Source organism: Acinetobacter sp. BD54 (assembly GCF_044778325.1).
In the GTDB taxonomy this organism is placed as follows: domain Bacteria; phylum Pseudomonadota; class Gammaproteobacteria; order Pseudomonadales; family Moraxellaceae; genus Acinetobacter; species Acinetobacter baumannii.
The window spans coordinates 1-13181 of the sequence record NZ_JANJEP010000026.1 but is presented as its reverse complement, the minus strand read 5'-3'; the positions used below and the strand labels follow the sequence as shown (position 1 = coordinate 13181).

The window sequence follows — 13181 nt, the reverse complement described above, 5'->3', positions numbered from 1 at the left end:
GGATAATCTTTTTCAGATTCAATCAATAATTGAACCGCTCTTTCTCTGATTTCAGGGGTATATTTTAATTTTGTCATCGGGATAGTCTCTCAGAATATTGACTCTCCGACAAACCCGGTACGGTTCAATTTATCAGTGGCAGAAGAATTTATTTAAGCCGATTATCAAGAATTTTATTCATGCGTTTATTTTAGACAAGAATCATCTTCTTCCACAGAAATTACAAAAAGGATAGTGCGTAAGTCCTATTAAATTAAACACTTAAGATAATAAAATAACTTTCTCTTACAGTTGATGCAGGAGAAAGTTATTTATTGTACAAAGAGTGTTCAGAAGAAGACTTTGCTTACTTGAAATAATTGAGAGGCAATTTTAAGTAAGATACGCCATTTTGTTCTGGTTGGGGAAAGCGTCCCGCATTCATATTAATCTGAATGGATGGCAGAATCAGCTCAGGCATTCTCAAGGTTGCATCACGTTTTTGGCGCATTGCAACAAACTCCGCTTTTTCTGTGCCAATATGAATATGAATATTAAACTGTTTCTGAGTTTTGATATCCGTTTCACAGATGTAGTCATGACGTGATTCCGGTAAATAGTCATGACATAGGAAAACACGAGTGTCTTCAGGCAACTGATAGAGGGTCTGTACAGAGTCAAATAAAGTCGCAGCACTGCCCTTAGGAAAATCACATCGTGCCGTTCCATAATCAGGCATAAACAAGGTATCACCCACAAAAACAGCATCCCCAATCACATAACTCAAGCATGCAGGTGTATGGCCAGGAGTAGGAATATTATAGGCTTTCAGGTTGCCAATATGAAATTCTTCGTGATCCTGAAATACATGATCAAATGTCTGGTAAGCATTGAATTGTTTGATATCAATGTTATAGATTGAGCTAAAGGTGTCCTGTACCAGTGAAATTCGTTCGCTCATCGCTGTTTTTCCACCGAGTTGCTGTTTTAAATACTGTGCTGCTGTTAAATGATCTGCATGTACATGCGTTTCCAAAATCCACTCAACCTGTAAGCCCTGCTCTTTGACATACGCGATGATTTGATCGGCATGCGTGGTAGATGTCACTGCTGAAGCAGAGTCATAATCGAGAACACTGTCGATAATCGCACATTGTTTTGTGGCTGGATCTGAAACTACATAACTGAATGTATTTGTTTTAGGATCAAAAAAATCTTTTACATTTGGTTGAGTCGACATAGTCTTACTCCTTTTTAAAATTTAGAAGCTCACAGAGCACATTTAAAACTTAGTTTTTGATGCAAGGTAGGTTGTTTTTCCACCAGGATTTCATACCACCTTTTAACTGTGTGACTGAATAACCCATCTTGGCCAATCTGCGTGTTGCAGGAATACTCCGGTGTGCCGATAGACAAATGGTCACCACAGGCTGATCCAGATTGAGCCCCAATGATTGTATTGTAGATTCATTCAACTGTGTAATAGGTAAATTAACAGCACCTTCTATATGACTATGTTTAAACTCTTGAGCACTTCGGACATCAACAATCTGTACAATTTCCCGTTTCTGCCATAATTCCTGACAGGTAGTTTCAGGCACCTTGCCCCAAGGTAGATACATCAGAATGTTAAACATGATTTTCCTCTATTAGAATAGTTGTTATCCGCGACTTATATTTATAAGGATTTAAAATAAAAATAAGTAGTAAAATAAATATAAGCCAATCTTGGGTTAAACTTCAAATCTATCCTCATAGAAAATACAATGACTTTTTAATAACCAAACCTACAATGCAGTCCAACTTTAATAAGACCTCATTCGCTCCAGAATGATCTTACGCTTCCTATTCCATAAAGAAAAAATAAAATTATGTTTAGTAGCAGATTAAAATCGATTTTATCGTCTATTTTTCAATTATAAATTTTATATTTTGTTATACTATAACCTATGTAATGTCCATAAAAGTGTAGTGAAGTGCTCATGATGTTGGGAAGATTGCTGGGGTTATCAGCAATCTTGTTACAGATCGCTGTGTTCCTGCAGCCTTTATTGCCAGAAAAACACAGTGTTTTTTCGGTATGTAAAACTATTGCCGCAGCATTACATCTAGAAGTTACTAACGTTCATCCACACCACAGCTTCGCAACATCACATCCGCATAGCAATCAAGCCAGCGGAGCAGACCAAAATAATGCACATGTCTTCACACATGTGCAGAATCGACATGAACATCAAGAGCGGGATGATGCACATACCGGTCATGACTGCCAGTTTTGCCTGGTGCACAGCTATACCCTACCGCTACTCGATACCAAACTCAGACTAGTACTGATCAGAACTCAGACCTTACTGCAGTTCTTCAGTACATTTGTCCCATATACGCTGTCTCTACCTCATCCGTGGTTCCTTATTCCTCAGGGTCGTGCTCCTCCTTTAACACTCATCCACTAAATCAGCAGATGTGGTATCGCTGAGCAGTCTGCCGCAGTTTCCGATATGGCTGAAAATATTCATCTATCCAAAACATGTGAGCAGCTCACAATTAGCATCTTCAGTCACAGTGATCCTATCCGTAATAATGAATATGGCTTTTAATTTATCTGTATTCAAATTTATTTGAAATCCGGCTGTCACAGTCTCAATGACCTTTGGATTTTTCAAAGTGTTATTACAGCTTTCTAGTATATCGATAAGGAGGAGACAATGATGAATCTACTTCAGCATGATCAGGCACATCTCCCAAAAAGTGATTTTAATAGCAACTGTTGTCTGGATTTAGCACAACAAATTGTAAGGATCCGGCAAGCTCTCAATATTTCACAGACAGAACTAGCATCAAAACTGTGTATTTCCGCCCGTACCTTAGAAAGTTGGGAACGTGGAGTTCGTCATCCCTCAAGCTCAGCCCAAGCTTTGTTGAAACTCTTTATCAAGTCACCTCAGTTTGTTTTGGAAAATCTTGCTTGAATAGTATTAGCTATGTTTTTGAATAGTTTTTGTCACTACAAGCTTAACTTATGAATCATCATGAACCGATACATACCTATAAAGAGCAGTAGTATCGGTTTGGTTTGGAGAAATCTTTATGGTAATTGTAATTACATCACAGAACCGACGTCATATTACTCCGCATGCTGGGAAATGCCGAAAACTCTGGAAATATGAGCTCAAAGATGGGAAAGTTATGGACAAACAGCTCATTGAGGTGGAGAAAGAAGCATCATTTTCTCAGTCGGGTGAGGTACTAGAAAAACTGTTACCTATGGACATGTTCGTAACCACAGGGATGGGTGACAGATTGCGAGAAAAACTCAAAAATATTGGCGTACATGTTATTGTGACGGATGAAATTGATCCTGATAATTTTATTAACAGTTTACTTTAACTCGCCTATGAATAAAATCTAAAACCATAGTTAAAGTTTCCATTAAAAGTTAGTGGGAACTTTAGCTAATAAAATACATCTTACTAACTGCTATTTAATCAAAAAATTAAATTGCCTAGGCTTAAAATAAGTTGACACGATATTTCATATAAACACCTGATGAATTCCATAAGGTTTTTTATTTGTAAAACATATACTTATATATAAACTCTAAAAGGAAAAACCTTCTCAATTAGGTGAAGGCCTTTCCTAAAATTAACTATTGTGAAGTATATGAACCATCTACTACATACTGGCTGCCCGTTACAAAAGATGCATCATCAGAAAGTAAGAAAGCAACGACCTGAGCAACTTCTTCCGGATTTCCTAAACGACCAACTGGATGCAATTTTGTCAGTTCAGCTTCATCAAACTCACCAATTAAAGGTGTTTTAATATAACCAGGATGTACTGAATTAATACGAATACCCTTTTTAGCATATTCTAGCGAAGCCGTTTTAGTAAGCCCGGTTACACCATGCTTAGCTGCAACATAACCAGAAATATTTTCAGTCCCAACTAAACCTAAAATTGATGCTGTATTCACAATTGCACCACCGCCAGCTGCCAATATTGCAGGGATTTGATAATGTAAGCCATAAAAGACCGCATTCAAATTAATATCAATCACACGACGCCAAGCTTCAATACTTAAATCTGCAATTGGCTGAACGTCACCCAATATTCCAGCGTTGTTAAAAGCTAAATGAAGCGCACCATAGGTGCTGACTGAAAATTCAACTGCTGCTTTCATGTCTTCAGGTTCAGCCGTATTGGCTTTATTCGCAGCCGCTTTACCGCCTAAAGATACAATTTCCTCAGCAACTTTTTGTGCTGCTTCAAAGTTAATATCCGATACTACAACACTTGCACCCTGCTTCGCTAAAAGCATAGCTGTGCTTTTCCCAATTCCAGAACCCGCACCAGTAACTAGGGCAACTTTATTTTTGAACCGATTTGACATAATAAAACCTCTTTTTAAAGTACTGCAATGCTGAATATTTGCATCACATTTAATAATTCACTTGTTTTTACTTCATCACTTGTATTGCAAATTGAATAACATGACATTTACCGCAATGTAATTTTCCCTCCTGTCTTTCTTGCTCTCCAACATAAAAATGATGGATATGATCCTGCTTGAAAACCTGCAAAATATCCCACGGATCGTATAAATATTCGATATTTTTAGGGCCACCAGTTTTATAGTTGATCTGCTCCTTTGAATACAGCTCACCGATAAACCATCCACCGTTTAGCAAAGATTTTCTTATGCCTTCTAAAACCTTTGTTTGCGTTTCTGTATCGAAATGACCAAATACACAAATCACGTTTTGATAACGCTCGGATGGCCATTTAGCTGCTGTTAAATCAACATGTCGGAGTTCAAGATTTATCCCTGTGGCTTCGGCTTTGCTGGACAGATGCTTCAAAGCAACATCGGAATAATCCCAAACTTCTGCCGAAAAAGGATAATTATCCTGTCTTGCCTGCTCAGCCAGGTACAGGATATTCCTTCCTTCTCCTTCAGCAATTGCCAGTGTTTTACCTTCAATCCGGATTTTCCGCGCAATTTCCTGGATAAACAGGTTTGCTGCTGTGCCGTATAGGTCCTGCGTCTGGGTATACAATTCATTCCAGTGCTGACTCATTTCATCCCTCCATTTACGCCACTATCCAATCAGTTGGAAAACTCTTTAAATGCTTCCAGGGCATTTGCGGCATACATCAATGAAGGTCCACCGCCCATATACACCGCAACACCCAGAACTTCCTCCAGCTCCTGCAGGGTCATGCCCATTTTGACCAGGGTTCTGACATGAAAACCGATACAACCATCACAACGTGCAGCCACACCAATCGCCAATGCAATCAATTCCTTGGTTTTGGGATCAATCACACCATCATGCATTGCGATCTGGGATAATTGATTGAAACTTTTCATTAAATCAGGTGAATCCTGACTGAGCGTTCTTAAATTACCTGAAATATTCTGGGTTAATTCTTTGTATTTCATGACTTTCTCTCAAACTAAACAATCAACAATAAGGTTTTGCTTATTCAATAGATTATTTTTGTACCGGATAGCCCTGCTCTAGCCATGCTTGAAATCCCCCTTGAACGGATTTAACCTGAGTAAAACCCATATTCTGCAAAGTATCTGTAGCCAGTGCCGAACGGCCGCCTGTACCACAGATCAAATAGATCGGCTGATCTTTAAGATGTTCCAGTGCCTGTAGGGTATCGCAATGATGGCTCGCCAAAGGATGCTGGTGAATCCTCATTTCTAAAACACCACGAGGATAGTTCACCGCACGGTCTATCGCTGCCGCCTGAAATTCATCTGGTTCCCGAACATCAATTAGAATGGTTTTATGATTTTTCATGGCTTCAAGTAAGTCATCTACACTCACTTCCTGAATCCGGCTTTTCGCATTCCGGATCAATTGCTCTGCCGTTTTCATCATTTCTACTCTTCCTCACTCATCAAAATCAGCCTCATCTGTTATAAATGCCAGATCAGCAACTTAAAAGCACTTTGTTATAAACTCTCATTCCAGCACTGTTACAACGATCACACTATTGCAAACAGCCCATTTGCTAAATTCATTTTAGACTCTACACCGGTTGGATATTCATTCAAATGACAGAAAAACAGGCTATTCATCTGTCATCCAGAAGCAGACTTTCTATCTCCGTCCGGAGAGCACTTCACGGGACTAGCCCATGAGTGCTGAATAGATTAAATACACAGCTACCCCAATCACAGTCGTGGCAAAAATTTTCTGTACCCGGTTACTTTCAATCCGGTGCATCAGACTGCGTCCAATCAACATTCCCACAATACAAGCCAGAACAAAAGTCAGTGTGACCGAAACAGGATATTGAAAACCATCCAGCACGTGTGCAGTAATACTGACACCGCCAATCAGGAAAATAATCATCAGGGAAGTCGCGACGATACTGCGCATATCGAGGTCGGTGAATTTACGCAGCGCTGGAACAATCACAAAACCGCCGCCCACCCCGAGCAAGCCAGTCAGCAAACCCGCCACTACGCCAATACCGGCGAGGAACGAGGCCGTTTTCACATTCCAAATCAGGCGACCGGTCGTTTGATTGACCTTACACGGTGGATTCTCATGGTCATTAACTTTGTTAAAGAAGATCCGGTAAGCCACAATCAACATGACTAGACTGAAAGCCATCGTCAGCCAGACCGGAGAAACAATACCAGCCAGATTTACGCCATAGCGTGCTGAAGGAATACTGATCAGGGCGATCCAGAGCGCAGCGCGATAACGTACAATACGCTTGAATAAACCCTCGAACGTTCCGACCAAGGCAGACAGAGTCACTGCCAGCAAGCCCACAGGCGCAGCCTGTGCCACGGTCCAGCCCTGACTCGCCATCAGTGCCGGTACAGCCAGGATACCGCCACCAGCACCGGTTAAACCCAGCAAGCCACCGATGGCCAACCCTTCCAGTATTAACACCCACATAGCCACTGTTCCTCTCTTTGCTAATGCAATTAAACAAAAGACCAAACTTTTTGTTTAATCTTGAAACATGTCTATTTGAAGTAATTGAGCGGAAGTTTTAAATAAGAAACCCCATTCTCTTCTGGCGTTGGAAACTGTCCACCTTTCATATTGATCTGAATGGAAGGCAGGATCAGCTTCGGCATACTCAGTCCCGCATCACGCTGCTGACGCATTGCGACAAAATCGGCTTTACTGATCCCGCTATGCACATGAATATTATGCTGTTTCTGCATCTGAACAGTGGTTTCACACTGATACGCATGACGTGACTCAGGCAGATAGTCATGACACAAGAAGACCCGAGTATCTTCTGGTAGCTGATACAGGCTGTGTACCGAATCAAAAAGCGTTTCTGCACTGCCCTTTGGAAAATCACAACGTGCCGTACCATAGTCCGGCATAAACAGCGTGTCGCCGACAAAGACGGCATCTTCAACCACATAGCTCAAGCAAGCAGGCGTATGCCCCGGTGTTGCTATGTTATAGACATCCAGCTCACCGATTTTGAAATGCTCACCATCTTCAAATAAATGATCAAATGGCTGACTAGCATTCACCTGCTTGAGATCCAGATTATAAATTGCAGCAAAGGTCTGCTGCACCACAGCGATTTTCTGGCTGATTGCAATTTTTCCGCCCAGTTCCTGTTTCAAATACTGGGCTGCAGTCAAGTGATCTGCATGAACATGGGTTTCCAAAATCCATTCCACGTCTAAAGTCTGTGCTTTGACATAGGCAATGATACGATCTGCCTGTGTGGTTGAAGTGGTTGCAGATGCCGCATCATAATCCAGCACACTGTCAATGATGGCACAGCGCTTTGTTATTGGATCGGATACCACGTAACTGAAGGTATTGGTCGCCTCGTCAAAAAAATCCTGTACCAGTGGGTGTTTTGCCATCGTTATTCTCCAGCCCATTTACGGTGCAGCAATACGCCAATCAACATCGCGATAATAAAATAGAAGACCTGGTAATGCCCCAGGCCAATCAAGGTGAAACTTGGTGCTGGACATACCCCAGCAATCCCCCAGCCGATACCAAACAACAGGCTGCCAATGATTAAGCGTGGATCAAGTTTTTGACTGGTGGGCAATACAATAGGTTCGTTAAATACGGTTTTCGGTGCTGCAGAACGCATGGCTTTTTGAAAGGGAATAAATGCCACGGCAATTGCACCCATCATCACAAAGGCCAGACTTGCATCCCAGTCACCAAACAGATCCAGGAAATCCAGCACTTTTTCCGGATTGGACATGCCTGAAACCATCAGTCCGACAGAAAAAAGAGCACCAAAAATAAAAGCTAAAATATTTTTCATTTTAAAATGCTCCAGTCACGTGACGAACAATATAAACAGTGACAAAACCAGCAAACATGAAACTCATGGTGGCCACGATGGAACGTTTAGACAAACGACTCATCCCGCAAATGCCATGACCGCTGGTACAGCCTGAACCTAAGCGGGTACCAAAGCCGACCAAGAGACCCGCAACCACCAGCATCAGCGGACTCGCATTCAATTCAATTTCTGGCTGAACAAACAGTCCATAGATAAATGGCACAGTGATTAAACCCGCCATGAACCAAATCGCAGATGTTTTAAACATCATTTTAGGATTCAGCACCTGTCCGATTAAGCCACTGATGCCTGCGATACGACCATGCACATACAGGTAACCAACGACCGATACACCGAGCATCAAACCGCCGAGAAAAGCAATCAGGAAATCATGCATAGCGAGTCTACTTAACTTTACAATATATTTATATATAATATATAATATATAATATTAATCAAGCACTCTGTGATATTCTTTCATAAATGATTTTTAACTATGCAGGACTGAAGGAGATCGTAATGAATACTGGAACTATGATGTGTGCTGAAAAAACAGGAGGTTTTAACTTGGTAAACTAAACACACTCATCAGGAGTTTACCATGAGCAAGAAACACAAGACTTACACCACAGAATTTAAAGCTGAAGCCATCAAATTAATTGAAGCCAATCAAGGCAATGTCTCGGAAACAGCCAGACAACTTAGCATTTCAATGCAAACTCTTTCAAATTGGAATACCAAAGCAAAGGCTGGAACTTTAGCAGGTACAAAACAGTATTCACCTGATCTAAACGCTCTACTCGAAGAAAATAAAAAACTCAAACAACAGCTCAAAATAGCTGAAATGGAACGTGAATTTTTAAAAAAGGCAGCAGCGTACTTTGCCAAAGAAAGTCAGTAAGGTACGCCTATATGAAACAAAAAAGATATTCTTTTCCAATTACCTTAATGGCTCGATTACTTCATGTTTCAGTTTCATGTTTTTATGATTGGCTCAAGAGAGGCGTGAGCAAAAGAACGATTCAACGAAATCAACAGACGATATTGGTGAAAATAGCCCATGAGGAGACAAAGCAGAGCTATGGTTATATTCGATTAACCAAATACTTACAAGCTCAGGGCATAAAAATGAGTATGTACGCTGTACGTCAGATAAAAGCGCTGAACCACCTGTATTGTAAGCGACACAAGCGTTTTAAAAGGACTACGAATAGTGACCATAATCGAGCGATCTATGAAAACCTGCTGGAGCAACAATTCTCAATGACTAGACCAAATCAAGCATGGTCAAGTGATATTACGTACATATGGACTGTTGAAGGATGGCTGTACTTAGCAGCGGTAAAAGACCTTTACACGAAGCAAGTGGTTGGCTATAGCTTAAATGAGCGCATGACAACACAGCTTGTTTGTAATGCGCTAAATATGGCTATTCACAATCAAAAACCAACCAAAGAACTGATTGTGCATTCAGACAGAGGAAGTCAATATTGCAGCCATGAATATCGAAATATACTTGAGCAATATGGTTTTCAAGGTTCAATGAGCAAGCGCGGAGACTGTTACGATAATGCACCGATTGAAAGCTTTTGGGGAATACTGAAAAATGAGTTAGTGCATCATTACAACTATCAAACCAGAGAAGAAGCCAAAGCAGATATTATAAAATACATTGAATTATTTTATAATCATCGAAGAATTCAAAAGGGTTTGGGTTTTAAGACACCAAATCAAATGGCCGAAGACTTTTATAAGTTGGCTGCCTAGAATCTCCCAAGGGAAAGTCTCCTGATAATTCAGCGTATATCACTAATCAGGCTAAAATTGATTTTTCGGAAGTCGATATAGTCACAAACTACTTAAAAGTCTTATCAAATCCTGACCGCCTAAAAATTTTATGTGTCTTGGTAGAAGGCGAACTCAATGTACAGAAAATTGAGGAAAGCACTGATATTCATCAACCAACACTGTCCCAACAACTGACTGTACTGCGTAAAAATAATATGGTCAGCACTCGTCGTGAAGGTAAACAGATTTTCTATCAAGTATCTGACCCCAGAATCCTGACGATTATGCAAACCCTGCATCAGTTATATTGTGCTGCTTAAGCCTATTTTTCACTCTAACTTGTACCTGATTGTGTTTGAACAATAAAGTTTTAAACTTATGATTTAATAAAATCAATGAGTTAAAAATTTCATACCAGTCAATTTTTACATTAAAGTCTTAAACTTGATTTAAGACTTTAATTTTTCATTTAACAATATAGTTTTAAACTATGTTTTATAGATTATATGTTTTATGCTCATCACCAAAGTAAAAAGTGATTATTGGTGCTGATTTAACAATACGTGTTAAGGGTCTTTCTATCAGTATAGGAATGTCTTCTTGTAGTTTAGTCATAAACTCTTTACAACTTTCTATATTTAGCTGACCTTCGGGAGCTGCTAAAGCGATATCAAGACCTCCATAGCTAGAGCCAAAATATCCATTCTCTTTATATGCTAACCAATGTTGAATCATCTCAAAAATTTGTTGTTCTGTGATTGCCATAACCTATAACCTTAGTAGAGCATTAGTTTAACTTTATTTCATTGAATAAAATATTTGTAGGAAAGCTAAGACGGAAGTTCAAGTTCGTTAGTTTTCCCATTATTCTTAATGACCAAGCGTGCCACCATAGTCTCTTTAGCAAAATCATAAACAATGATTTCTGGATGGTGTAAATCTATAGCTTGTCCTATGAAAACACATGCTGCATTTGAAGCACATACTAATAAATGAACTCTTTTAGTATTATGTTTATTTTTTAAATCATGCAATAGTTGTTGCAATCTAGCACAGAATTTCCTTCCACTTTCTGGATTAGGTATTGCTCCATTTCCCATATATTCTGGTAAGGCTGTGATTTCTAAAATAGCCGCTCCCACGGACTCTTTGAGTTCTTGAGCTCGGTTTTGGATTGGTTCGGCTATTGCTGTGAAATTGGCGCAAATTACAACATCGTCATTTTCTGTTAGTAGGTCTAGGCCTTTGATTTCATAAAATGGGTCTATTACATTGCTATGTGGCCATAACCAACTACTGCTATCCCGATAACGTAGCATAGGGGTAAACTCATTTTTGTTACCTAATAAACTTCCTAAACCTATCAATGCAGGCATTGGTCCAAAAGCAAATAGTGCAGCTTTATATCCATCACGTTTTGTTCCTTGCAATATTTGATCTGCTTCATCCCTAATGAGCTCAATTAAATCTTCATTAAATTTTTCAGGTTTTTTTCTATAAGGTGTATTGCTGTCGGTTAAACAACGCTCTTGACCTTTAATTCTTGATTTAAGTAAGGATAAGCTTGAAGCTATATCTTTTAATTGGGGATTCGAAACAAATTGTCCATTTACAGGCCATAGAATTGTGTACACAGGTACTGCTTCAAATGATAGGCCATCTAAAAGATTCTCTGCTAGATCGCAGAACTCTTTTCTCATTAATGCCAAGGTTGAAGCTGAAAAATCTGCCGCAGCTACTTTATCAATGAGTCGATGATGCTTATCACATAGTAATAAAATGTTATCTGGTTCATCAGATAAAATACTTGAAAAATAGGGAATCCCTCGCTCACCATTTACAGCAGATGCAACATTATGGGCTAAGTAAGAAAAGTTCCCCTCTGCCCCTGACAAAAACTCATATCTGAGGGACTCTCCGCAACCTACAAACATACATCGTCCATGACCATCATTCCACACCTTATTTTTTGTAGCTGTTGTGATGTTTCTCCCTCGACCAATCTTGTTTTCATCACTAAAGTACTCAGTGAGAAAATCTACTATTTTTTGGCTGTTATCTAGCAGAGTAGATATAGCAGAACAGGAATCCCAAATTTCTTTCAAATGTACCAAATTTTCAAGATGTTCTTTCTGTAATGAGGAACCTTGCCAAAATCTTAGAGTAATTGGCTGATGATTTTCACTTATTGCATTTATAGATTTTACACATTCTTCAAGATTTAAATTTAGACGAAGTGTTCCGAGTAGATCAGAATCTTTAAATAAAAGGATTACTAAATTTTTCCTACTCTCATCACTGAGTATTCCAATTGTATTCCAATTAATAAATTTTTTAATATCATCAATATAAGATACTACTTTATCCAACTGTTCAAATGGGGCATCCATTGCCTGATTAAAAATTTTTGTATCTAATGTAGTCATATTAAATGTCCTTATTTTCAATAAGAAGAGAGCGATCAATAAATTTATCATTCATACGTATGACAATTTTTATTTGCTCTAATCCAATGATGATAAAAAATAAATTTCTATCAGGATTACGCTTCAAACATCTTTGCCAATCTCCATAATCTATATGTGATGGAATAGGAATAGCTTGAGGATGGCTATGCCAAGTTCCTAAATAAATTGCGGTTCCATTGGAGTCCAAATATGCCTTATCAACTATTTGTTGATGTCTCGGATCTTTCATTGTAAAGCTATATTTTGTTCTAATATCCTTGGACATCGGTACAGTTACACTCTCAATGCAGTAATGATTACTAGCAAAATCTTTAGTACCAATTAGTACTCCACAAGCTTCCGTATCATAATGATTTATTTGACGAAATTTGAGCCATAGATCATAGACTGATTTTGAAATAGACAAATCTAAATCATTGAAAGAAATCTGAAAATATTCATCATGCATTACAAATATCACATCCTGAATTTAAAAGAGGTAATACTTCAAGTGGTTTTGTGAATGCTTGAACCGTACCGGGTTTGTCGGAGACTTTTTATTTAAGTTAGGCCACCTGACCTAACGGGTTAATCTTATCATAGTACATTGCTTCAAACTCAAAAGGCGATACATAACCCAGTGCACTGTGTACA

At 39.1% G+C, this 13181-nt stretch carries 18 protein-coding genes and 1 pseudogene; 6 read left to right on the top strand and 13 right to left on the bottom strand.

What is annotated here, in order from left to right:
* Window positions 1–130 precede the first annotated feature (130 nt).
* Window positions 131–235: pseudogene (locus NQ782_RS20020) on the top strand (IS701 family transposase); the annotation flags it as partial.
* A 111-nt stretch (window positions 236–346) separates the two neighbouring features.
* On the opposite strand, the gene NQ782_RS20015 reads toward NQ782_RS20020, so the two are convergent.
* Both NQ782_RS20015 and NQ782_RS20010 read right to left on the bottom strand, forming a co-directional pair.
* The gene (locus tag NQ782_RS20015) at window positions 347–1219 is read right to left on the bottom strand and encodes an MBL fold metallo-hydrolase (RefSeq protein ID WP_267581323.1); all 873 of its coding nucleotides are present in this window, start codon (window positions 1217–1219) and stop codon (window positions 347–349) included.
* A gap of 49 nt (window positions 1220–1268) precedes the next feature.
* Entirely contained in the window at window positions 1269–1580 is a 312-nt protein-coding gene (locus NQ782_RS20010) for a rhodanese-like domain-containing protein (protein ID WP_267581324.1), read from the bottom strand.
* Between the two features lie 432 nt (window positions 1581–2012).
* Here NQ782_RS20010 and NQ782_RS20005 point away from each other — a divergent pair, with 432 nt between their 5' ends.
* From NQ782_RS20005 to NQ782_RS19995, 3 genes are all read left to right on the top strand, one after another.
* Window positions 2013–2432, top strand: a complete 420-nt coding sequence (locus NQ782_RS20005) for a DUF2946 family protein (protein ID WP_267581325.1) — start codon at window positions 2013–2015, stop codon at window positions 2430–2432.
* A gap of 255 nt (window positions 2433–2687) precedes the next feature.
* Window positions 2688–2948: a DNA-binding transcriptional regulator gene (locus NQ782_RS20000; RefSeq protein ID WP_120366197.1), complete on the top strand. Its 261-nt coding sequence runs from the start codon at window positions 2688–2690 to the stop codon at window positions 2946–2948.
* 118 nt (window positions 2949–3066) lie between these two features.
* Complete coding sequence (locus NQ782_RS19995) at window positions 3067–3366, top strand: NifB/NifX family molybdenum-iron cluster-binding protein (RefSeq protein ID WP_267581326.1); 300 nt, start codon at window positions 3067–3069, stop codon at window positions 3364–3366.
* A gap of 259 nt (window positions 3367–3625) precedes the next feature.
* On the opposite strand, the gene NQ782_RS19990 is transcribed toward NQ782_RS19995, so the two are convergent.
* From NQ782_RS19990 to NQ782_RS19955, 8 genes are all read right to left on the bottom strand, one after another.
* Window positions 3626–4369, bottom strand: coding sequence for an SDR family NAD(P)-dependent oxidoreductase (locus NQ782_RS19990; RefSeq protein ID WP_121594997.1), 744 nt, complete (start codon window positions 4367–4369; stop codon window positions 3626–3628).
* Between the two features lie 67 nt (window positions 4370–4436).
* Entirely contained in the window at window positions 4437–5057 is a 621-nt protein-coding gene (locus NQ782_RS19985) for a class I SAM-dependent methyltransferase (RefSeq protein WP_086197101.1), read from the bottom strand.
* Between the two features lie 29 nt (window positions 5058–5086).
* Window positions 5087–5422, bottom strand: coding sequence for a carboxymuconolactone decarboxylase family protein (locus NQ782_RS19980; RefSeq protein ID WP_086197102.1), 336 nt, complete (start codon window positions 5420–5422; stop codon window positions 5087–5089).
* 52 nt (window positions 5423–5474) lie between these two features.
* The gene (locus NQ782_RS19975) at window positions 5475–5870 is read right to left on the bottom strand and encodes a rhodanese-like domain-containing protein (protein ID WP_121595002.1); all 396 of its coding nucleotides are present in this window, start codon (window positions 5868–5870) and stop codon (window positions 5475–5477) included.
* 255 nt (window positions 5871–6125) lie between these two features.
* Window positions 6126–6908, bottom strand: a complete 783-nt coding sequence (locus tag NQ782_RS19970; RefSeq protein WP_016165473.1) for a sulfite exporter TauE/SafE family protein — start codon at window positions 6906–6908, stop codon at window positions 6126–6128.
* A 71-nt stretch (window positions 6909–6979) separates the two neighbouring features.
* Window positions 6980–7852 (bottom strand): MBL fold metallo-hydrolase, encoded by an 873-nt coding sequence (locus NQ782_RS19965; protein ID WP_121594995.1) that lies wholly within the window; start codon window positions 7850–7852, stop codon window positions 6980–6982.
* Window positions 7853–7854: 2 nt separating this feature from the next.
* Window positions 7855–8271 carry a YeeE/YedE family protein gene (locus tag NQ782_RS19960; protein WP_016165475.1) on the bottom strand — a complete coding sequence of 139 codons (417 nt, stop codon included), beginning with the start codon at window positions 8269–8271 and terminating at the stop codon, window positions 7855–7857.
* Between the two features lies 1 nt (window position 8272).
* The gene (locus tag NQ782_RS19955) at window positions 8273–8689 is read right to left on the bottom strand and encodes a YeeE/YedE family protein (protein ID WP_016165476.1); all 417 of its coding nucleotides are present in this window, start codon (window positions 8687–8689) and stop codon (window positions 8273–8275) included.
* A 204-nt stretch (window positions 8690–8893) separates the two neighbouring features.
* Here NQ782_RS19955 and NQ782_RS19950 point away from each other — a divergent pair.
* Both NQ782_RS19950 and NQ782_RS19945 read left to right on the top strand, forming a co-directional pair.
* Window positions 8894–10059, top strand: a protein-coding gene (locus NQ782_RS19950; RefSeq protein ID WP_085942227.1) for an IS3-like element ISAba22 family transposase whose coding sequence is annotated in 2 segments (ribosomal slippage) — window positions 8894–9152 and window positions 9152–10059 — 1167 coding nt in all. Because the reading frame shifts where the segments join, the coding sequence is not laid out codon by codon here.
* Between the two features lie 38 nt (window positions 10060–10097).
* Window positions 10098–10400, top strand: coding sequence for a metalloregulator ArsR/SmtB family transcription factor (locus NQ782_RS19945; protein ID WP_267581331.1), 303 nt, complete (start codon window positions 10098–10100; stop codon window positions 10398–10400).
* 175 nt (window positions 10401–10575) lie between these two features.
* Here the strand turns inward: NQ782_RS19945 and NQ782_RS19940 are convergent, their stop codons facing one another.
* The 3 genes from NQ782_RS19940 to NQ782_RS19930 form a co-directional block, all read right to left on the bottom strand.
* Entirely contained in the window at window positions 10576–10845 is a 270-nt protein-coding gene (locus NQ782_RS19940) for a hypothetical protein (RefSeq protein ID WP_267581327.1), read from the bottom strand.
* 65 nt (window positions 10846–10910) lie between these two features.
* Window positions 10911–12506, bottom strand: coding sequence for an SAVED domain-containing protein (locus NQ782_RS19935; RefSeq protein ID WP_267581328.1), 1596 nt, complete (start codon window positions 12504–12506; stop codon window positions 10911–10913).
* A 1-nt stretch (window position 12507) separates the two neighbouring features.
* Complete coding sequence (locus NQ782_RS19930) at window positions 12508–12996, bottom strand: Mov34/MPN/PAD-1 family protein (protein WP_267581330.1); 489 nt, start codon at window positions 12994–12996, stop codon at window positions 12508–12510.
* Window positions 12997–13181 lie beyond the last annotated feature (185 nt).

Coding starts and splice junctions, on each gene's coding strand:
- NQ782_RS19955 (WP_016165476.1), bottom strand. CDS start 8,689: ATGCATGATTTCCTGATTGCTTTTCTCGGCGGTTTGATGCTCGGTGTA.
- NQ782_RS19980 (WP_086197102.1), bottom strand. CDS start 5,422: ATGAAATACAAAGAATTAACCCAGAATATTTCAGGTAATTTAAGAACG.
- NQ782_RS20000 (WP_120366197.1), top strand. CDS start 2,688: ATGAATCTACTTCAGCATGATCAGGCACATCTCCCAAAAAGTGATTTT.
- NQ782_RS19975 (WP_121595002.1), bottom strand. CDS start 5,870: ATGAAAACGGCAGAGCAATTGATCCGGAATGCGAAAAGCCGGATTCAG.
- NQ782_RS19995 (WP_267581326.1), top strand. CDS start 3,067: ATGGTAATTGTAATTACATCACAGAACCGACGTCATATTACTCCGCAT.
- NQ782_RS19990 (WP_121594997.1), bottom strand. CDS start 4,369: ATGTCAAATCGGTTCAAAAATAAAGTTGCCCTAGTTACTGGTGCGGGT.
- NQ782_RS20015 (WP_267581323.1), bottom strand. CDS start 1,219: ATGTCGACTCAACCAAATGTAAAAGATTTTTTTGATCCTAAAACAAAT.
- NQ782_RS19935 (WP_267581328.1), bottom strand. CDS start 12,506: ATGACTACATTAGATACAAAAATTTTTAATCAGGCAATGGATGCCCCA.
- NQ782_RS19965 (WP_121594995.1), bottom strand. CDS start 7,852: ATGGCAAAACACCCACTGGTACAGGATTTTTTTGACGAGGCGACCAAT.
- NQ782_RS19930 (WP_267581330.1), bottom strand. CDS start 12,996: ATGCATGATGAATATTTTCAGATTTCTTTCAATGATTTAGATTTGTCT.
- NQ782_RS19985 (WP_086197101.1), bottom strand. CDS start 5,057: ATGAGTCAGCACTGGAATGAATTGTATACCCAGACGCAGGACCTATAC.
- NQ782_RS19970 (WP_016165473.1), bottom strand. CDS start 6,908: ATGTGGGTGTTAATACTGGAAGGGTTGGCCATCGGTGGCTTGCTGGGT.
- NQ782_RS19940 (WP_267581327.1), bottom strand. CDS start 10,845: ATGGCAATCACAGAACAACAAATTTTTGAGATGATTCAACATTGGTTA.
- NQ782_RS19960 (WP_016165475.1), bottom strand. CDS start 8,271: ATGAAAAATATTTTAGCTTTTATTTTTGGTGCTCTTTTTTCTGTCGGA.